17 protein-coding genes are annotated in these 19,594 nt (G+C 29.8%); 5 read left to right on the forward strand and 12 right to left on the reverse strand.

Annotation, left to right across the window (positions count from 1 at the left end):
* Window positions 1-12: 12 nt before the first annotated feature.
* From porV to ACKTTR_RS12640, 5 genes are all read left to right on the forward strand, one after another.
* Entirely contained in the window at window positions 13-1,107 is a 1,095-nt protein-coding gene (gene porV / locus ACKTTR_RS12620; RefSeq protein ID WP_408028184.1) for a type IX secretion system outer membrane channel protein PorV, read from the forward strand.
* Between the two features lie 82 nt (window positions 1,108-1,189).
* Window positions 1,190-1,672 (forward strand): cytidine deaminase, encoded by a 483-nt coding sequence (gene cdd, locus ACKTTR_RS12625; protein ID WP_408028185.1) that lies wholly within the window; start codon window positions 1,190-1,192, stop codon window positions 1,670-1,672.
* A 170-nt stretch (window positions 1,673-1,842) separates the two neighbouring features.
* Window positions 1,843-2,907, forward strand: coding sequence for a 3-oxoacyl-ACP synthase III family protein (locus ACKTTR_RS12630; protein ID WP_408028186.1), 1,065 nt, complete (start codon window positions 1,843-1,845; stop codon window positions 2,905-2,907).
* Between the two features lie 71 nt (window positions 2,908-2,978).
* A complete protein-coding gene (guaA, locus tag ACKTTR_RS12635; RefSeq protein ID WP_408028187.1) occupies window positions 2,979-4,514 on the forward strand; it encodes a glutamine-hydrolyzing GMP synthase in 1,536 nt (511 codons plus the stop codon).
* A 30-nt stretch (window positions 4,515-4,544) separates the two neighbouring features.
* Window positions 4,545-6,380 carry an amino acid ABC transporter substrate-binding protein gene (locus ACKTTR_RS12640; protein ID WP_408028188.1) on the forward strand — a complete coding sequence of 612 codons (1,836 nt, stop codon included), beginning with the start codon at window positions 4,545-4,547 and terminating at the stop codon, window positions 6,378-6,380.
* A 52-nt stretch (window positions 6,381-6,432) separates the two neighbouring features.
* On the opposite strand, the gene rfbB is transcribed toward ACKTTR_RS12640, so the two are convergent.
* From rfbB to ACKTTR_RS12700, 12 genes are all read right to left on the reverse strand, one after another.
* On the reverse strand, window positions 6,433-7,479 hold the full coding sequence (gene rfbB / locus ACKTTR_RS12645; protein WP_408028189.1) for a dTDP-glucose 4,6-dehydratase: 1,047 nt from the start codon (window positions 7,477-7,479) through the stop codon (window positions 6,433-6,435).
* 32 nt (window positions 7,480-7,511) lie between these two features.
* Window positions 7,512-8,066: a dTDP-4-dehydrorhamnose 3,5-epimerase gene (gene rfbC / locus ACKTTR_RS12650; protein WP_408028190.1), complete on the reverse strand. Its 555-nt coding sequence runs from the start codon at window positions 8,064-8,066 to the stop codon at window positions 7,512-7,514.
* A complete protein-coding gene (gene rfbA / locus ACKTTR_RS12655; RefSeq protein WP_408028191.1) occupies window positions 8,066-8,944 on the reverse strand; it encodes a glucose-1-phosphate thymidylyltransferase RfbA in 879 nt (292 codons plus the stop codon). Before rfbA ends, rfbC begins: the two co-directional genes overlap by 1 nt.
* Before the next feature lie 77 nt (window positions 8,945-9,021).
* The gene (galE, locus tag ACKTTR_RS12660) at window positions 9,022-10,029 is read right to left on the reverse strand and encodes a UDP-glucose 4-epimerase GalE (protein WP_408028192.1); all 1,008 of its coding nucleotides are present in this window, start codon (window positions 10,027-10,029) and stop codon (window positions 9,022-9,024) included.
* A 109-nt stretch (window positions 10,030-10,138) separates the two neighbouring features.
* Window positions 10,139-11,071 carry a sugar transferase gene (locus ACKTTR_RS12665; protein ID WP_408028193.1) on the reverse strand — a complete coding sequence of 311 codons (933 nt, stop codon included), beginning with the start codon at window positions 11,069-11,071 and terminating at the stop codon, window positions 10,139-10,141.
* Window positions 11,072-11,513: 442 nt separating this feature from the next.
* Window positions 11,514-12,320 carry a glycosyltransferase gene (locus ACKTTR_RS12670; RefSeq protein ID WP_408028194.1) on the reverse strand — a complete coding sequence of 269 codons (807 nt, stop codon included), beginning with the start codon at window positions 12,318-12,320 and terminating at the stop codon, window positions 11,514-11,516.
* 1 nt (window position 12,321) lies between these two features.
* On the reverse strand, window positions 12,322-13,578 hold the full coding sequence (locus tag ACKTTR_RS12675; protein ID WP_408028195.1) for a TolB family protein: 1,257 nt from the start codon (window positions 13,576-13,578) through the stop codon (window positions 12,322-12,324).
* Between the two features lie 7 nt (window positions 13,579-13,585).
* Window positions 13,586-14,515 carry a glycosyltransferase family 2 protein gene (locus ACKTTR_RS12680; protein ID WP_408028196.1) on the reverse strand — a complete coding sequence of 310 codons (930 nt, stop codon included), beginning with the start codon at window positions 14,513-14,515 and terminating at the stop codon, window positions 13,586-13,588.
* Window positions 14,496-15,797, reverse strand: a complete 1,302-nt coding sequence (locus ACKTTR_RS12685) for a hypothetical protein (RefSeq protein ID WP_408028197.1) — start codon at window positions 15,795-15,797, stop codon at window positions 14,496-14,498. The genes ACKTTR_RS12680 and ACKTTR_RS12685 overlap by 20 nt, the downstream gene beginning before the upstream one ends.
* The gene (locus tag ACKTTR_RS12690; protein WP_408028198.1) at window positions 15,794-16,588 is read right to left on the reverse strand and encodes a glycosyltransferase family 25 protein; all 795 of its coding nucleotides are present in this window, start codon (window positions 16,586-16,588) and stop codon (window positions 15,794-15,796) included. Before ACKTTR_RS12690 ends, ACKTTR_RS12685 begins: the two co-directional genes overlap by 4 nt.
* Window positions 16,589-18,064, reverse strand: a complete 1,476-nt coding sequence (locus ACKTTR_RS12695) for a hypothetical protein (protein WP_408028199.1) — start codon at window positions 18,062-18,064, stop codon at window positions 16,589-16,591.
* Window positions 18,057-19,400, reverse strand: coding sequence for a flippase (locus tag ACKTTR_RS12700; RefSeq protein WP_408028200.1), 1,344 nt, complete (start codon window positions 19,398-19,400; stop codon window positions 18,057-18,059). The genes ACKTTR_RS12695 and ACKTTR_RS12700 overlap by 8 nt, the downstream gene beginning before the upstream one ends.
* Window positions 19,401-19,594: the final 194 nt, after the last annotated feature.

The raw sequence follows: 19,594 nt of genomic DNA on the forward strand, positions 1-19,594 counted from the left end.
ATCAAATTTTACATGAAAAAATTATCAATCGTATTATTTTTTGTGTGCTTTACCCTTCAAAATAAAGCGCAAGCCCAAACATCAATAAATACCACGGCAATGCCTTTTTTATTGATTACACCTGATGCTCGTGCTGGTGGTATGGGAGATATCGGAGTTGCTACGTCTTCAGACGCCTTTTCTATCTTTCACAACCCTGCAAAAACTGCATTTAATCAAAACAAAATAAGCATAGGACTTAACTATACGCCTTGGCTTAGAAACTTAACTGACGATATTTTTGTTGGTGGAGGTTCTTATGTTAATAGGTATAGTGAAAAATCAGCTTGGGGAGTTGATTTAAAGTATTTCTCTCTTGGAGAAGTAGCTTTAACTAATGACAGTGGTGTTTCTAACGGTACAGAAAACCCTAATGAATTAGCTATTACTGGTATTTATTCATTAAAGTTAAGTGAAACTTTTTCTATGGGGATTGGTTTAAAGTACATCCACTCTAATTACAAAATAAGAAGTAACGATTCCAATTTAGAAGCTGTTAATTCTTTTGCTGTTGATGTTTCTGGTTATTACCAATCTAAGGAGAAAAACTTTGGAAGCTTTAACGGACGCTACAGATTAGGTTTTAACATCGCTAACATAGGTCCAAAAGTAGAGTATAGCCCTGGTGTTCCAAATTTTATTCCTACCAATGCTAAAATTGGTGGTGGTTTTGATTTTATCTTTGATGACAAAAACATTTTAGGGCTTAACTTAGAATTTACAAAATTATTAATTCCATCTAGCCCTAACTCAGAAAGAGGTTGGTTTGAAGGAATGTTTACATCTTTAGGAGACAGAAGTTTCAGTGAAGAATTACAAGAAACCACATGGGCTTTAGGCGCTGAATATTTATATAACAATGCCTTTGCTTTAAGAGCTGGTTATTTTCACGAAAGTGAAGAAAAAGGTCAACGCCAGTACTTTACTTTAGGTACAGGATTTACTGCTAGAGCCTTTACTTTAGATTTATCATATTTAATAAACACAGCGGCTGTAAATAACCCGTTAGAAAATACATTACGTTTTTCTTTATCATTTGATTTGGGAGAACTATATGAAGTATATTAAAAAATAGTATTTTTTTTTATAAATTCGTATCAGAATATAAAAGCAGTCTTACCGACTGCTTTTTTTGACTAATTTATTTACGATGAAGAAAATTGACGTAACCACTACAGCAACTCTATTTGATAATATTTCACAATTATCAACCGAAGATGCTTTTTTAATAGAAAAAGCTGTTGAAGCAAGACAAAAAGCTTACGCTCCTTACTCTAAATTCAATGTTGGAGCTGCTGTATTACTTGATAATGGTGAGATTGTCTTAGGCAACAATCAAGAAAGTGCTGCCTACCCTTCTGGTATGTGTGCAGAACGAGTTGCCATTTGGAAAGCTGGTTCTGATTTCCCAAATATGAAGGTAAAAAAAATAGCTATAACTGCAGCTTCTGAAAACTCCACAGTAGATAAACCTGTTGGTCCTTGTGGTGCATGCCGTCAAACATTATCAGAATACGAAATAAACCAACAACAACCTATTGAGATTATTTTTATGGGTGAAGTTGGCAAAATTATAAAAACTGAATCACTGCTTTCTTTATTACCTTTTTCTTTTGATAGTTCTTATTTATAACACTAACAACATAAAAACTAAAAAAAAGGCTTTATTTTTGAAATACTCCAAAATAACCTTTATTTTTTAAGAATATCATAATTTTACAAAATTGACTATAAATAAAGAGGTTATAGTCAATAAAAATGTTTTATTTGTAATTATTCAACCCTAAAAAATTAGCACAGCCAATGAAGTCATCAGTAATTACAGGAACAGGTTCTTTCATCCCGTCAATCACAAAAGAGAATTATAAATTTGACGAAAATGTATTTTTAAATGCAGATGGAACTACTATTAACAACACCAATCCTGTTATTATTGAAAAGTTTAAATCGATAACTGGTATTGAAGAGCGCCGCTACGCTAAGCCAGAATATAAAGCGTCTGACCTTGGCTATTTTGCGGCTAAAAAAGCAATTGAAGATGCTAATATTAATCCAGAAGAATTAGATTACATCATTTTTGCTCATAATTTTGGAGATGTTAAAAAAGATGCTATTCAAAGTGACATTCTTCCAAGTTTAGCTACTCGTGTAAAACATTTACTCCAAATTGAAAACCCAAATTGTGTAGCATACGATATTTTATTTGGTTGCCCAGGTTGGATTGAAGGAGTCATTCAAGCTCAAGCTTTTATAAAAGCAGGTATTGCTAAAAAATGTTTAGTAATAGGTGGTGAAACTCTATCAAGAGTTATAGATATAAATGATCGTGACTCTATGATTTATAGTGACGGTGCTGGTGCTTCTATCGTTGAAGCTACTGATAAAAGAGACAGTGGAATTTTGAGCCATGCTTCACAAACTTTCACTAAAGAAGAAGCTTATTATCTATTCTTCGGAAATTCTAATGATAAAAGTAAGGATAATGATGTACGTTATATAAAAATGCATGGGCGAAAAATTTATGAATTTGCGCTAAATAATGTTCCAAAAGCAATGCAAAATGCTTTAGATAAAAGTGGTGTAGCTATTGATGATGTAAAAAAAATATTTATTCATCAGGCCAATGAAAAAATGGATGAAGCCATTATTAAACGCTTTTATCGTTTGTACAAAAAACCAATTCCTGAAGGTGTGATGCCTATGAGTATTCATAAATTAGGAAATAGCTCAGTAGCAACAGTACCTACTCTACTCGATTTAGTTTTAAAAGGTAATATTGAAAACCAAGAAGTAAAAAAAGGCGATGTTATTATACTTGCCTCTGTTGGTGCAGGAATGAACATCAATGCAATTGTGTACAAGTATTAATAGTTTGTTAAGCAGAAGAATTTCTTGCTAAATATTCTCGCAAATCTAAAATGTAAGTACTATTTTTGCGCATGCAACAACACAACGTACTTATATTAGATTTCGGATCGCAATACACACAGTTAATTGCGCGCCGCGTAAGAGAATTAAACATTTATTGTGAAATTCACCCTTACAACAAAATACCACAAAACTTAAACGATTTCAAAGCTGTAATCCTTTCTGGAAGTCCATCATCGGTTCGTTCAGAAAAGGCTCCTCATCCAGATTTATCTGAAATAAGAGGTAAGAAACCATTATTAGCAGTGTGCTATGGTGCACAATATCTAGCTCATTTTTCTGGTGGTTTAGTAGCTCCTTCCAACACTCGTGAATATGGTAGAGCTAACCTTTCTTTTATTAAAGAAGGAGAGGAATTCTTTAAAAATATTTCAGAAGGAAGTCAAGTTTGGATGAGTCATTCTGATACAATTAAAGAGTTACCAACTAACGGAACTTTGTTAGCAAGTACTCATGATGTAGAAAATGCAGCATATAAAATTGAGGGCGAAACTACCTATGCTATTCAATTTCACCCAGAAGTATATCATTCTACTGATGGGAAACAATTATTACAAAACTTTTTAGTTAATATAGCAGGAGTAGCCCAAACTTGGACACCAGATTCATTCGTTGACGAAACGGTTGCTGAGTTAAAAGCAAAAATAGGTAATGATAAAGTTGTTTTAGGATTATCAGGAGGAGTAGATTCTACTGTAGCTGCAGTTTTACTACACAAAGCTATAGGAAGTAATTTACACTGTATTTTTGTTAACAACGGATTGTTACGTAAAAATGAGTTTACTGACGTATTAAAGCAATACGAAGGTATGGGATTAAACGTTAAAGGTGTAGATGCTTCGGCACGTTTTTTGGGAGAATTAGCGGGATTAAGTGACCCAGAAGCGAAACGTAAAGCTATTGGTAAAGTTTTTATTGATGTTTTTGATGATGAAGCACATCAAATAGAAGATGCTAAATGGCTAGCTCAAGGAACGATTTATCCTGATGTGATTGAATCAGTTTCTGTAAACGGTGGCCCTTCAGCTACTATAAAAAGTCATCACAACGTAGGTGGATTACCTGATTTTATGAAATTGAAAGTAGTAGAGCCTTTACGTATGATTTTTAAAGATGAAGTACGTCGTGTAGGTGCTTCTATGGGGATCGATAAAGAGTTATTAGGTCGTCACCCATTTCCAGGCCCTGGTTTAGCTATTAGGATTTTAGGAGATATCACCGCAGAAAAAGTTCGTATTTTACAAGAAGTGGATGCTGTATTCATCAACGGATTAAAAGAAAGCGGATTATACGATAAAGTATGGCAAGCAGGTGCTATTTTGTTGCCTGTAAACTCTGTTGGAGTTATGGGAGATGAAAGAACTTATGAAAAGGTAGTTGCCTTGAGAGCAGTAGAAAGTACTGATGGTATGACTGCTGATTGGGTTAATTTACCTTATGAGTTTTTACAAAAAACATCTAATAAAATAATAAATAATGTAAAAGGTGTAAATAGAGTTGTATATGACATTAGCTCTAAACCACCAGCAACAATTGAATGGGAATAAAAATCCATCATTAATATAAAAAAAGAGTAGATGAAGAAATTACAATTTTTACTATTAGTTTGTATTTTAACTTTTACCGTTTCTTGCGGTCAGCAAAAACGTTACGTTTCGTACAAAACCCAAGAAGGTGAGACGATGCGAGACATTGCAGACCGTTTGGACATGAGAACGAAAGATTTATTACGCTTAAATCCTGATGTTGGAAGACGTCCTGAAGCTAACACAGTAATTGTTATACCTAATCCTAAAATTAAAAATAGTACTTCTCCATCTACTACTTCTTCTCCTGAAGAAGAAACCGTAGATACTACTGACACTGATAAGGATAAAGACACAACTCCTGAAACTGAAGATGACAATACTGAATTTCAACAAACAATTATTGAATATGAAACTCACGAAGTTCAAAAAGGAGAAACTGTTTATCGTATTACAAAACAATATGGTATTACCAAAGATGACTTAATCAGATTCAATCCTGAATACACTAATATTCAAAGTAATAATTTAAGTATTGGTCAAATATTAAAGGTTAAAGAGATCAAGAAAACCATTACCATTGATAAAGAGGAAGTCTTAGAAAAGTTCTTAACACATACTGTAAAGAGCAAAGAAACTATGTACAGTTTAACTCGTTTTTACAATGTATCTAAAGAGGATTTATTGCGTTTGAACCCTGAATATCCAGATTTAGCTGATAACAAATTATCAATAGGCCAATTATTAAAAATCAAGCCTATTGAAGAGGTTAGTAAAAAAGAGAACTATACTTTTTATAAAGACTCTATTGAAATTGACACCTCTATAAACCTTGCTATTTTGCTTCCGTTTAAAACGGATGAATACAATACTAAATCGAGTAAAGATATTTTTGAAGGAAACCAATTAGCAAACATGGTTACTGATTTTTATTTAGGAGCTGAAATCGCTATTGACTCTATTAAAAAACAAGGGGTATTAGTAAATGTTAATGTTTTTGACACAGGAAATAGAGGGAAAGATATCGCCACCATTTTAAAGAATAAAAAACTAGAAAATACTGATGTTGTTATTGGTCCTTTTTACTCTGACAAAGCAGAAGTTGTTGCTCGTGATGTAAATGCTCCTGTTGTTTTCCCTCATTACTCTAATAAACAAAGTAAATTTTCTTCATCTAAATTAGTAAAAACTTCTCCTGAAAAAGACAATTACACTGGATATTTAGCATCTTATTTAAAAGATAGTTATAAAGATCAAGAAATTTTTATTGTAAGTGATGAAAAAAAGGATACTAACATAAGTGTTTCGAAAATTATTTCTGAGCTAAAAAAACATGATAGTATTAATAACATACATGTTTTGAAACCAGAAAAAGGCTATATAAAAAGAGAACGTTTTACAAGTAAAATGTCTTCTAAAAGACATAACTGGGTAATCCTAGCTTCAGAAGACAATGTAGTAGTTGCTGATGCATTAAATAGTATGATTAGCTTACCTGACGAAACTAAAGTTCAAGTATTTGCTACTAGCAAAGGTGACGCTTATGATAAGATTGATAATAATAAGCTTGCCAGTATCAATTTCACTTATGTTTCTAACACTTATTCAGACGAAGATGCCATAGAAACGAAGGATTTCAACAACAAATATTTACAAAAAAACAATACTATTCCTTCAGACTATGCTATTAAAGGTTTTGATATAACATATGATGTTTTAATGCGTTTAGCTTCAGGAAATGAACTTACAGACACCTTTAAAAAAGGAGTTTCTTTACGTGTTGAAAATAAATTTGATTATCATAAAAAAATGTTTGGAAGCAGTGGAAATCAAGGTTTATTTATTGTTAAATACAATAAAGATTTAAGTTTAAGTAGACTTAGATAAATCTTAATCCTATAATAAAAAAAGCCAAAACTAAAAGTTTTGGCTTTTTTTATTACTCATACATTTCTTTATAATATTTTTGGTATTCTCCACTTGTAACATTATTAACCCAATCTTTATTTTCTAAATACCATTTAACAGTTTTTTCTATTCCTTCTTCAAACTGCAAAGAAGGTTCCCATCCTAACTCATTTTTAAGCTTTGATGCGTCTATTGCATAACGAAAATCATGACCTGCTCTGTCTTTTACATAAGTAATTAGTTTTTCTGATGCTCCTTCTTCTCTCCCTAACAATCTATCTACTACTTTTATCAAAACTTTAATCAAATCAATATTTTTCCATTCATTAAAACCTCCAATGTTATACGTATCCCCAGTTATCCCTTTATGAAAAATAATATCAATTGCCTTGGCATGATCTTCTACATACAACCAATCTCTTACATTTTGTCCTTTACCATACACAGGTAAAGGTTTATTATTAGAAATATTATTGATAAATAACGGAATTAATTTTTCAGGAAACTGATGTGATCCATAATTATTTGAACAGTTAGAAACTACGATTGGTAATCCATAGGTATTATGATATGCCCTTACAAAATGATCTGAAGAAGCTTTTGATGCTGAATAAGGAGAATTCGGATCATACGCTGTTGTTTCTATAAAGAAGCCTTCTTTTCCTAAAGAACCATATACCTCATCTGTAGAAATATGATAAAATAATTTTTCTTCAAAATTACCTTTCCAACTATCTTTAGCTGCTTCTAATAAATTTAAAGTTCCATAAACATTTGTTTTAACAAACGATAAGGGATCAGTGATAGAACGATCCACATGTGATTCTGCCGCTAAATGAATAACTCCATCAATTCTATAAGTTGAAAACAATTCTTTTACCAAGTCTTCATCACAAATATTCCCCTTAATAAAGGTATAATTCGGTTGACCTTCAACATCTTTTAAGTTCTCTAGATTCCCTGCATAGGTTAATGCATCTAAATTTAAAATATGATAATCAGAATAGTTATTCACAAACAGACGAACAACGTGTGAACCAATAAAACCAGCTCCACCAGTAATTAATATATGCTTCATAAAAGTTTACACTTATAAACCTTTCAAAGTTACTAATAAATAAACGGAGTATCTAAATCTTTAAAAGTAGATAGTAGTTTGTCTTTAGAAGAAAGTATCGCTTCTTCAGGAGCTATCTTCCAATCAATATTTAATGTAGTATCATTCCATATAATTCCTGAATCATATTCAGGGGCGTACCAATTATCAACTTTGTAAGCAAAAATAGCATCCTTAGATAGGGTTACGAATCCATGTGCAAAACCTCTTGGTATAAATAACTGTTTTTTATTCTCTTCGGATAATTCAACAGTAACATGCTTACCGTATGTAGGAGACTTTTTTCTGGTATCTACCACTACATCCAGCACTTTTCCTTGAATACAGCGTACTAATTTTGCTTGTGCAAAGGGAGGTTGTTGAAAATGCAAACCTCGTAAAACTCCATAAGTTGATTTTGACTCATTGTCTTGAACAAAATTTATGTGCCCAATATTATTTTCAAATTCTTTTTGATTGAAAGATTCAAAAAAATACCCTCTTTGATCTCCAAAAACTTTTGGTTCAATAACAACGACTTCAGGAATTTCAGTCTTCTTAAAAATCATTATTTCTCTTTTGCTAAGTTTAATAAGTATTCTCCGTAGCTATTTTTTTTCAAAGGTTCTGCTAAATTTCTAACTTGTTCTTTATTAATATACCCCATATAGAGCGCTATTTCTTCTATACATGCTACTTTTAAACCTTGACGTTTTTCAATAGTTTCAATAAATTGACTTGCTTCTAATAAAGAATCATGCGTCCCGGTATCTAACCAAGCAAAACCACGTCCCATCAATTCAACTTTTAGTTGTTCGTTATCTAAATAATACTGGTTTACAGAAGTAATTTCCAACTCTCCTCTTCCTGAAGGCTTTACATTTTTGGCTACTTGAATTACATCATTGGGATAAAAATACAAACCAACTACCGCATAATTAGATTTTGGAATCTCAGGTTTTTCTATAATAGAAATAGCATTTCCATTAACATCAAAATCTACCACTCCATAGCGTTCTGGGTCTTTTACATTGTAGCCAAAAACAGTGGCTTTTTTTTCTTCTTTTATATTATCAATTGCGGATTGTAACATTTCAGGTAATCCATGACCATAAAAAATATTATCTCCTAAAACAAGACAAACATCATCACCTCCAATGAATTCTTCACCAATGATGAACGCTTGCGCTAATCCGTCTGGAGAAGATTGTTCGGCATAACTTAAATGAATCCCCAAGTCATTACCATCTCCTAATAACTTTCGAAAACTTGGTATATCATCTGGGGTAGAAATAATCAAAATATCTCGAATGCCAGCCAACATCAATACTGATAACGGATAATAAATCATCGGTTTATCATATACCGGTAGTAATTGTTTAGATACTCCTTTCGTTATTGGATATAATCGTGTTCCCGAACCTCCTGCTAATATGATACCTTTCATTTATTAAACGTTTATAAGTACGCTAATTTATAGAAAAAATAAAGCTCAGGAAAACCTGAGCTTTGAATTCTAAATTATTACTGTTTTTGCTGCCATTTCCATGCGGAAAGTAATGTTTCTTCTAGTTTTTCTTGAGGCTCCCATCCTAAAACTTCATTAGCTTTAGTTGTATCTGCATACGCTGCTGTGATATCTCCTTCTCTTCTTGCTACTATTTTGTAATTCAACGATTGTTTAGTAACCTCTTCAAAAGTTTTTATAATCTCCATCACAGAACTTCCTTTACCAGTTCCCACATTGAAAAACTCAAAATTTTCTTCATTTTGTTTTTTCAACAATCGTTGTAAAGCTTTTACATGCGCTTTTGCTAAATCTACAACATGAATATAATCACGAATGGCAGTTCCATCTAGTGTTGGATAATCATCTCCAAAAACTGATAGTTCTTTTCTAATTCCAGCTGCTGTTTGTGTGATAAATGGAATTAAATTTTGAGGAACTCCCAATGGTAACTCTCCTATTTTTATAGACTCATGAGCTCCTATAGGATTAAAATATCGTAAAGCTATGGCATTCATATCATAAGCCTTACAACTATCTTTAATAATCTCTTCTCCTATTTGCTTAGTATTACCATAAGGAGATTCAGCAATCTTTACGGGGGCATCTTCTGTAATAGGTAATTCATCTGCTTGTCCATAAACCGTACATGACGAACTAAAAATAAAATGATCAATACTCCTTTCTTTCATTTCTTGTAATAAGTAAACTAGAGCATTGATATTATTCTCGTAATAGTCTAGAGGCTTTTGAACACTTTCTCCTACAGCCTTAAAAGCCGCAAAATGTATTACTCCATCAATTACATTCTCATTAAAAAAGCTATGCACTGCTTTTTTATCTCGTAAGTCTATCTGATAAAAGTCTGGTTTAACATTGGAAATCTCAGTAATTTGCTCTAATACTTCTATTTTAGAGTTTGATAAATCATCTATAATTATCACCTCAAAACCTGCATTTTGCAGTTCTACCACTACATGTGAACCGATAAACCCTAAACCTCCTGTTACTAGTATTTTTTTCATTAATCCTACTTAGATTACAATATATAGTTTGTCAACTTATTTGATATTTTCTACCTTTTGTTTTAATGCATATTTAAAACAAATACAAATTTTTAACCATATAATATTACTAATGACTATTCATAGTTAAAACAATCTTTATTGTCTTTATTAAAATCTGAATATCTAACCTCCAAGAATACTTCTTTATGTAATATAAGTCATACTCTAATTTTTCAAGGTTTTCTTCAGGAGTTGCTTTGGGTAAATGTATTTGAGCCCAACCTGAAACACCAGGCCGTATCATATGTCTTAAGTTAAAAAAAGGATTTTCTTCACTATATTCTTCAACATATTTAGGTTGTTCTGGTCTTGGACCTATTAAACTCATATCTCCTTTTAAAATATTAAATAACTGAGGTAATTCATCTATTTTAGAAAATCGTAAAAACTTACCTACTGGAGTAATTCTATTATCGTTAGCTACCGTATACCCTCCATTGTTGGTCTTCATGGTTCTTATTTTATAAATTTTAAAAGGTCTCCCTCCTCTACCTACTCTTATCTGAGAGTAAAGCATCGTTCCTCTTGAAGTAAACTTGGTAAGAAAACAACCAATTATTGTTAGCGGTAAAGCAATAGGAAAAAGCAATAGGAAAAATAAAATATCAAAGCCCCTTTTAAAAAACAATAATCTACGCTTACGCTTTAAACTAAAAATCTCATCGGAAAAATATTGGTTGTCCTGTGTCTTTATAATTGGTACCCTTTTATTTATGCATTCATAAAAGTCTTCTGAATCGTGAATTTCAACACCTGATAACCTCAATTTAATTAATTCATTAACTTGTTTCTTAGAAAGTTCATTTAATTGTGAATTTTCAAAAACTACAACTTTTATATAGTTTTCTTTTATATAGTTTGTGAATGTTATTTCAGATGCTTCTAACTCTTTATAAAAAACAATCTCATATTTATCTGCAATTTTACTGCTAGACAACAGCTTATCTAGTGACTTGCTAACATTAACAAACAGACATTTTTCCTTTTTTCTTTTTATCATTATTTCATCTTAACAAGTGAACACTTAAAAAGAGAGGTGTTAAACCTCTAATATGTAATCACCTTTTCAATTCACTACGCAATATTAAGGATTTTTTAAGAAAAACACACCTTTTTTACACCTCTACAATCTGATTTACTTCAAATATTTTTACAAAAGCTAATAACTGAATAGTGAAGAAAATAATACAATAATTTAATTAGATTAATTTCACTACTCTCTCTTACCTTCCTTTTTCTTGATAATTTTTAAAAACTCAAAACATCGTTTGGTACAGGAATAATCAAAACATCTTGAATCCCATCTAACATTAACACCTATAACAGATAATAAATCATAAGATTTCCTTATACAAAAGTAGCAATTTAAATTCTCCTTTAATTAACAAACGGTATCTAATATTATTCCTCATTAACCAGCCAGTATAATTTTTTTTACAGGTTTAATTTCTAACTTTATTGTAGAAATATGCTCCTATTACTGGTGGCATTAGCCTTATTAATAATTTTGTTAATATTTTAGGAAGCTGTATATACTTCCTGTAATGATTCATCAAGGATATAGACACCTTAAATTCATTAAAAAAATTAGAAACTGAATTCCTTTTTGTTAAATAGTCTTTAGTTATTCTAAAGTACAGTAAAGGAGAACTTATATTAGCTATAACAATTTCTTTTTTTAAAGCTCTTGCCCATAATTCATAATCTTGAGCTTTGATAAACGACTCATTATAGACTCCTACTTTATCAAAAAAAACCTTTTTAAAAGCTACTGTAGGGTGATTTAAAGGACTTCTGGATATCGAATAGTTTACTATCTCTTTATTGCTAATAGGCATTTTTTTTTCTCGAATCTTTGATCCATTTTCATCTATTTCTATTAAGTTACTACCTACGATAAGAGCTTCACTAGAAGCTAAAAAATTAACTTGTTCGGTTACTCTGTTAACTGTACAAACATCATCGCTATCCATCCTAAAAACGTATACCTCGTCTTCTAAAACTTCAATAAGACGATTTAATGTAAATGCTAATCCTTTATTTTCAGTATTACGAACAATTTTATAAAATTTTGACTGATTTTTCAGGATATATTCATTCAGCTCGTCAGTGAGTTCACCGTCAACTCCTAAATAAATATTAATATTATCAAACCCATAATTTTGATTAATAATAGAATCTATAGATTCTTTAAAAAAAACAGGATTATCTTTTTTATACACTGTTATTATGAACGCTATTTTTTCCATTTTATAATTCCATCATATATAAATGTCTTTTTCCTTCATGAACACTGTCAAAAAAAACTTTTTTACCATCAAAACTAAATCTAGGGTGTAAATCACAACGTGTTTCACCATAGTAATTAAAACTTTCGACAAACTCACCTAACTGCTCTAATTGACTAGTTTCGTAATCAAATAAATAAAGTGATTTCATCCTTGATTTATCAGGATAAGTATCGAAAATAATTTTTGAGCCGTAACAATGAGGATGTCCATCACCAAACTTGTCAATAACATTTTCTCCCACTATTTCTTTTTTGGTTGTTAATATGTCTATCTTATAATATTTATCTCCCGATGTTTTATCCCGAAGATAAGCTAAAATATGTGTATTATCATACCAAAAGCAATGACTAACCATATCATCATCGGCAACTAGCTGAATTTCTGAACCATCGACATTAGCTATATAAAGAGAGTCAAATCGTCTACCATCCTTTAAAAACCATCGGTGCATAAACATTATCTTTTTACCGTTTGGGGAAATCATTATATGATTAAACTTATGCTTTGCTCCTTTCATTGTTTCTTTAAAATTCAACTGAATAATGGTTTCAATCGAAAGGATTAACTTTGAAGTATTAGTTATTAAATCAATAAAACACAAACCATCACTTGTATTATTAGCCCAATCTATTTTACTTCCTAAATTGCTATAACTATAATCTGCTCTTGCAATATTTAAACGTTCAAAATTTAAACTAATAGCAAATTTATCTTCGTAACAATCATAAATAGGATAATTAATAACCTTTGTTTCTTTTGTTTTTATATCGTAAATTTTAGCGATATACTTTTTTTGACTATTATCAAAATCATTATAAATAAATTTATAATCTCCTATCCACATCAACTTTGTACCTTGTTGCCAATTATAAGTACTACTTTTACCAACTTCTTTATAACAGTCTTTATTAACATCATACACAACTATATCAACAGGAAATTTTATATTTGGCATTGATGTAGTCTCACTATTTGTACTTTGAAAAATAATATATTCATTTGTTTTATTTATGGGCGACTTATCATAGTACCCAAAATAAGATTCTTTATTTTCTAAGTTTAATTTTCTAATAGATTTATTAGTCTTAAATGTATATGGTTTCTTGTATCTTAAAAAATTAATTTTTTGATACATTTTTTTCACACCAGTCTTTATATCTGGAAACTTAGTTAAAAAAAGTGCTATTTTTCTTTCAAATCCACTGTATTGAGCCATAAACTAACTATCCTTTTAAATATTTTCTTAATAGAAAAATGTTCTTTGCACTTAAAAAAGACATTAAGTAAAAAACTAAATTTTTTAATGAAAATTTGAGTTTTAGTACTTCTAAATACTTCTCTCTAGCTATTTTTGTATTATTAACTTTAATTGCTTGAGCTGCTAAAAACCTCAATTGAAGAATCTTCCTATTTAACTGCTCTGATTCTGTCAATAATTTCTCAACTTCTTTTTGATATTTATTGTTAAGCAATGAAATACCTTCTTCATAATTCTTTATATCCGAACTTATTCTTTTCTCATCAAAATCATTATAAGCAACAGCCAATACATCATCTACAAAATCAACCTTGTGTTTTCTTGATAACCTAATCCATAAATCATATTCTTCTCTTGCAGGAAACTTTGTATCAAAATAACATTCTTCTTTGGATACAAGATTTAGATTTATCATTGGAATTATAGTCCCTCCTACATAGTTTTCAATTATTAAATCCTTATAAATATTCCCTTTTATAGAAGGTGCTGTAATATAATCAATATTCAGTGATGAAATTTCAATCTTTAATTTTCCATATACCAACCCTATTTCCTTATCTGAATAAAACTTTTCTAACTGAAGTTCTAGTTTTTTTTCATACCATTCATCATCGTCATCTAAAAAAACAATATAGTTACCCCTTGATTTTTTTATACCAAGATTTCTCGAATACGTTGCTCCTTGATGTTCTTCATTATGAATATATTGAAAGCGGCCATCAGCAAAGGAATCTACCAATTCTTTAGTGCTTTCATTCCCAATGTCATCAACAACTAATACTTCAAAATTCTTATAAGTTTGATTTTTGATAGAACCTAAAGCTCTTCCTAACAAATTATCTCTATTATGAGTTGGTACAATTACAGAAATTAATTCATTTTTCATAACTATCATACTTAAAACTTTTATACTTTTTTTCATAAATCCAAGCTATAAGATACGCTACTAATATTATAAACGCATACTTATTATAGCCCAAAGACATTGCCTTAGCTTCTAAAGCTAACATATAAAGAAGTAAAAAAACTATAAACAATTTATTGTTAAAATCTACTTTTTTATTAAACAAGATACTTACCGAGCTGATATAAAAATGATAACCTACAACTAAAAGTACCCAAAACACGCCACCAAATAACAGGTTTCGAAGATACCCTACATCTGTTAACATATAATATTTTCCACTTATAGGGTCAGTGAACAAGCCATCGCCTACAAAAAAAGTTGTAGGTGAAATTGGAATCGACCACATTTCCATTAGCTTATTAGTAGAGCCTGTTTGTGCAACACCTGATGATTCATATTTATAGTAAAACTCAAACACAAAAGGAAAGACACGCTCTACTAATAATTCTGAAAAATCAGGAAATAAAAAATAAACAATTATTAAACAAAAAATTAATATGGCAATAGCAAAAAAACAGTTTCTTATTTTATTCAATATCTTTCCTTGTGAAAAAAGATAGTAAACTACTCCTAAAACTGCTCCTAAAAAAGCAGATCTACCCGCAAAAAAAGTGCCAAGTACTAGGGTTAAACCTAATATTATTGCAAAAAAAGTTACTCTCTTGTTTACGATATACAACTTAACAAAAAACAAAAATGCCAAACCAAACCCTACGGCTAGTCCCCAACCTGGAGAACCTGTAAGCGCTAAACCTCTCACTCCCTCATAACCTTCATACATTAATTCTTTTACCTCTGGTTTATACGTTAAATGTACCAGTGCAGCAAAAGCTGGAACAATAAATGCAACTATTTCTACTATAGATTGTAAAAAAAAAGCCCATACAATTAAATACCCAATATATTCAGTATAGTTCTCTCCTTGATATTCGTAAAAAATATAGCTAATAACAAAAATAATCATCACTATTTGTATCATTTGTGATATGAGGTTCTTAATATAAGAAAGATCATAAGTAGAGTGAATTAAAGAAATAATCATATTAACGGTAATCAATACAAAAATCCACACAAAAATCAGTGCTATTTTCTTATTTACAAATAATTTGAAGCTATCATTTATAAATTTGGGTTTTAAAAAAGCTCCTAAAAACAGGACTATCACTACTGCTAACACAGAACTATTAATAGGTGGTACTATATAAAATCCGTGTAGCAATAAAAACATCAAAAAGACATCTATATTTTTTATAGAATATAAACTTTTCATAATGATTTATACCCTTTTAATTTGTGTAAAATATATTGTGATTCATTGAATAATTTTCTCGCTACTATTTTGAATATATCTTTACTTAACAACTTCTCGTAAAATGTCTTGCTTTTTAAATATGCCCTATCTTGTTCTATATGGCTATTTACTAACTCCTTTGGATGCGACAAGATATTCTTATAATAAATTTTTATATCAGTACCTTTAAAAAACACATCCCATTTATCAGCCAACGTTAGATTTTTTCCCTGATGATCTACAATCGCCTTTGCGCTTTTTTTTGTAACTAAATAACAACAAGTTCTAAAAACATGACGATAAGAAAAGGGACTTACTTCTACTAAACCATCCATTTTAGATATTCTCCCAAACTGATATTTTCGCCCACTCAACCCTTCTTGTCCTCCACAAATTAGCAAAGTGTTAGAAGAAATATTCTGTGCTAAAGAAAAAATCTTATCAATATTATTATCGTTTCCCATTACATCATCTTCCAAAATTAACGCATATTCATTATCACTCTCTAAAAATTCTTTTAACGCCTTAATATGGCTCAGTGTACAACCAAGCTCTGCTGGCGATAGTAATTTATTTGTTGTATGGTAAGTATTAATAATTGAATTATAATAAGATTTAGCCGTAATTTTACGACCATCAACAGCAGAAACCTTAATAATTTTAGGGTAATATAGTGGGAAAGACTTTTCCAAAGTCTCTCTTCGTTGGATATCTTCATCCAATGAAACTAAATATATGGATGTTTTATTTTTTTCTTTAAATTTTTGCATTCATTTCTTTTTTCTTACTTTTTTATATATACGTCTAGCCAATGCTTCTAATTTTAGAATCTTCAATAGATTCTTAACTCTTGGTTTTAATCTTACTTTTTCATAATATAAAGTTTGCTTAATATGATAAAAAAGTTCCTTAACAGTATTTTTTTCTATCATCGCATCCATTATTTTACAATCATTTTGATCTTTTTCTTCATCCCTATTTATTTTCATCTTATAAAGTTGGTAAAAAGATAAAAACTTCAACTCTTTAAAATAAAAATAATTTTTTGGGTTATAGATAAGACTAAGTTTATCTTCTTCATGGTATTTTAGAGAACCTTCATGATAATCAAATTCAGAAACATCATGTTTAATTTTATTATTATCATTTATTAAATAATCAACATCACTACATTCCCTTAAACCATATATAGACATAATAATTCCAGAGTCCAAGACAACATCTGTAGGAGTTAAATTATTCTTATACAAAAAGTTCTTAAATTTATCTATTTTTTTATGTGTTAAAATGTATCTATTAGGCTTTGCATAATTTAAAAAATGTATACTGTTATCATTTAAAACCATTCTAGCAGCTGCAACTGCTTCTTCTTTTGTGTCGGTTATATGAATTGAATGCTTCCCTACATTAAAAATATTTCTTATACTATCTTTTATTTTTAATACCTCTTTCAGGTTTTCTGCCTGAAATACTATAATTCTGACAGGGTTAAAATTTGGAAAACATTCCTTTAATTTTCCTTGAGAGCCGCTAAAATTATTCTCTATATTCCCCAACCATTTTTCTCCAAAATATACCTTAGAAATTAAATTATGCGCACCGTTTCGGGTAAGTGTTATTTTTTTTCTATAAACAATATTAGGTATTACTTTTTCTATTTCCTTTTCAAATCCTTCTGCTATAGGCCACAAAAAAGCAATAAAAGTATTTTCTGCATATTCTACAAACTTTGTAGCTGCTATATCAAGCATTTTTTTAGAAACATTTCTATTATAAAAGAATTTATAGTCATACACTTGATTAGGTAAATCTATATTTATACACTCAACATCTTTATCTAAAAAAATAGAACTTGCAACTCTATGTGCTCCATTTAAAATAGAACCATTTTCAGATAAAGGAATAAGTGACTTTGATCCATCATACCCATTTTCTTTGATATCTTTAAATGTTTTATCAAAATCAGATATAAACCTGTCTATACCTATTTTATCTTCATTTCCATATTCTGTATATTTACCAAGGCTAAAAGCTCGAATATGTTCCTTATAAACTTCTTTAGAAAAATCTAAATCATTACTCAACATTTCAAGATATAGTAGCTTAAACCCTAAATCAAACCTCGTATACGTCAATAAATCTTTAGCTCTTATTTTTTTTATATGAAAATAGTCTTCAACTAAATCATCTATAAAATGCTTTTCAATCAAATTAGTTAAATCTAATTTCTTAATTATTTTACTCATAATTTTTATCTTTTAAAAAAACACTTAACACCCAATAAAAACAAAGAGATTTGGTTTTCTGTATAAATATTAGTCTAGTAGATTTACTAAAATAATCAAACAAATAATTTGAAAATGCGAGAGAAATCAAACTTGCAATTGCTGCTCCGTTAATTCCATAAATCGGGATCAATACATAATTTAAAGGGAAATTAAACATCACTCCTAAAATATGTCTTTTCATGGTAATCTTTTGTTGTCCTGAATTCACAAGATATTTACCACTTACAATTGCTAAACCAATAGCAACCACAATCCAAAATTGCACAACTAAAACCGAAGATGCGGACGTATAAAGCTTCCCATAAACTATTAGTATAATAGGAGAGGCAAATGATGTAACTATAATAGCTAATAATACCATTAATGAAGTAACAATATAGTATATTTGTTGAAATCTTCTATTATACAAATCTTCATTAGAAGTTCTTAATTTTATTATTGACGGAACAATAGAAAACGTAATAATTGTTGGCAAAAAACTTGCTATTTCACTTAACCTTGAGGCTGCTGCATAATAACCAACCTCACTATTTCCTAAAAATTGCCCAATCATAATTTGATCTGTTTTTGTGTAAACAATCCAAGCAAAACTTGAAATTATTAAAGGCCAACTTTGAGATAGTAAGGATTTAGCTTTAACTAAATCAAATTTTGAATTATTAAAAGATTTCCCTGTCTTTTTGAAAACATAAAGCATACCAAAAAAAACAAAAACAGACTCCAACGTAAATAAATATACAAATATTTCAAATCTTGCTTTGTTATAGATTAGAATGATTTTTAATATAGAGAAAAGTAAAAAAACGCTATTCTCGACTATTACAGTATATTTTGAGTTAATTTGTGATTCAAACCAATATTTAATTATATCACTTGAGGTGAAGAATAATCTCAAACCAAGTATAGCTACCAAATATTTACTCAATTCATCATTAGGCTTTAACATGAAGATAGTAACAACCAGTAAGATATATGAAATAAGGCCACCAAATAATCTCAAATAAAATGACGTTGTTAAGGTTTCTAATTTATTATTATTTTCAACCAACTCCTTAACAACTATTGCATTTAACCCTAAAGAAGCCAAAGCTAAAAAAAGGGCAACCAATGATGTTATATAATTATATAATCCAAAATTACTGGGACCTAAATACCTCGCTAGTAAGACAATTACAATTACACCAACTCCCATTCTGAATAATTTATCAAAAAATAACCATAAGATATTTTTTACGATTTTTGATACTAAAGGATTATTTATAGATTGGTATATATTTTTTATTTTACTAATCACTTATTATTACTCTTATTTTTTCTATTAAAACATTTATTTCATTCAACACTAAAATTTGTAGTTCTTTTCCATCAATAACAATTAGTCTTCAGCTAGATCTTTCTATTTATAAATACCCTGCATTGCTTAAAAATGTTTTTACTCCATAAATTAAAACACTATAAAGTAAATGAATATATCCTTTTGTAACATTT

This window comes from Tenacibaculum litoreum, from assembly GCF_964513915.1.
Classification (GTDB): Bacteria; Bacteroidota; Bacteroidia; order Flavobacteriales; family Flavobacteriaceae; genus Polaribacter; species Polaribacter litoreum.

Coding starts and splice junctions, on each gene's coding strand:
- cdd (WP_408028185.1), top strand. CDS start 1,190: ATGAAGAAAATTGACGTAACCACTACAGCAACTCTATTTGATAATATT.
- ACKTTR_RS12680 (WP_408028196.1), bottom strand. CDS start 14,515: ATGATAGTTATGAAAAATGAATTAATTTCTGTAATTGTACCAACTCAT.
- ACKTTR_RS12675 (WP_408028195.1), bottom strand. CDS start 13,578: ATGGCTCAATACAGTGGATTTGAAAGAAAAATAGCACTTTTTTTAACT.
- ACKTTR_RS12665 (WP_408028193.1), bottom strand. CDS start 11,071: ATGATAAAAAGAAAAAAGGAAAAATGTCTGTTTGTTAATGTTAGCAAG.
- rfbB (WP_408028189.1), bottom strand. CDS start 7,479: ATGAAGCATATATTAATTACTGGTGGAGCTGGTTTTATTGGTTCACAC.
- ACKTTR_RS12695 (WP_408028199.1), bottom strand. CDS start 18,064: ATGAGTAAAATAATTAAGAAATTAGATTTAACTAATTTGATTGAAAAG.
- ACKTTR_RS12690 (WP_408028198.1), bottom strand. CDS start 16,588: ATGCAAAAATTTAAAGAAAAAAATAAAACATCCATATATTTAGTTTCA.
- ACKTTR_RS12630 (WP_408028186.1), top strand. CDS start 1,843: ATGAAGTCATCAGTAATTACAGGAACAGGTTCTTTCATCCCGTCAATC.
- rfbA (WP_408028191.1), bottom strand. CDS start 8,944: ATGAAAGGTATCATATTAGCAGGAGGTTCGGGAACACGATTATATCCA.
- ACKTTR_RS12670 (WP_408028194.1), bottom strand. CDS start 12,320: ATGGAAAAAATAGCGTTCATAATAACAGTGTATAAAAAAGATAATCCT.
- ACKTTR_RS12640 (WP_408028188.1), top strand. CDS start 4,545: ATGAAGAAATTACAATTTTTACTATTAGTTTGTATTTTAACTTTTACC.
- porV (WP_408028184.1), top strand. CDS start 13: ATGAAAAAATTATCAATCGTATTATTTTTTGTGTGCTTTACCCTTCAA.
- ACKTTR_RS12685 (WP_408028197.1), bottom strand. CDS start 15,797: ATGAAAAGTTTATATTCTATAAAAAATATAGATGTCTTTTTGATGTTT.
- guaA (WP_408028187.1), top strand. CDS start 2,979: ATGCAACAACACAACGTACTTATATTAGATTTCGGATCGCAATACACA.
- galE (WP_408028192.1), bottom strand. CDS start 10,029: ATGAAAAAAATACTAGTAACAGGAGGTTTAGGGTTTATCGGTTCACAT.
- rfbC (WP_408028190.1), bottom strand. CDS start 8,066: ATGATTTTTAAGAAGACTGAAATTCCTGAAGTCGTTGTTATTGAACCA.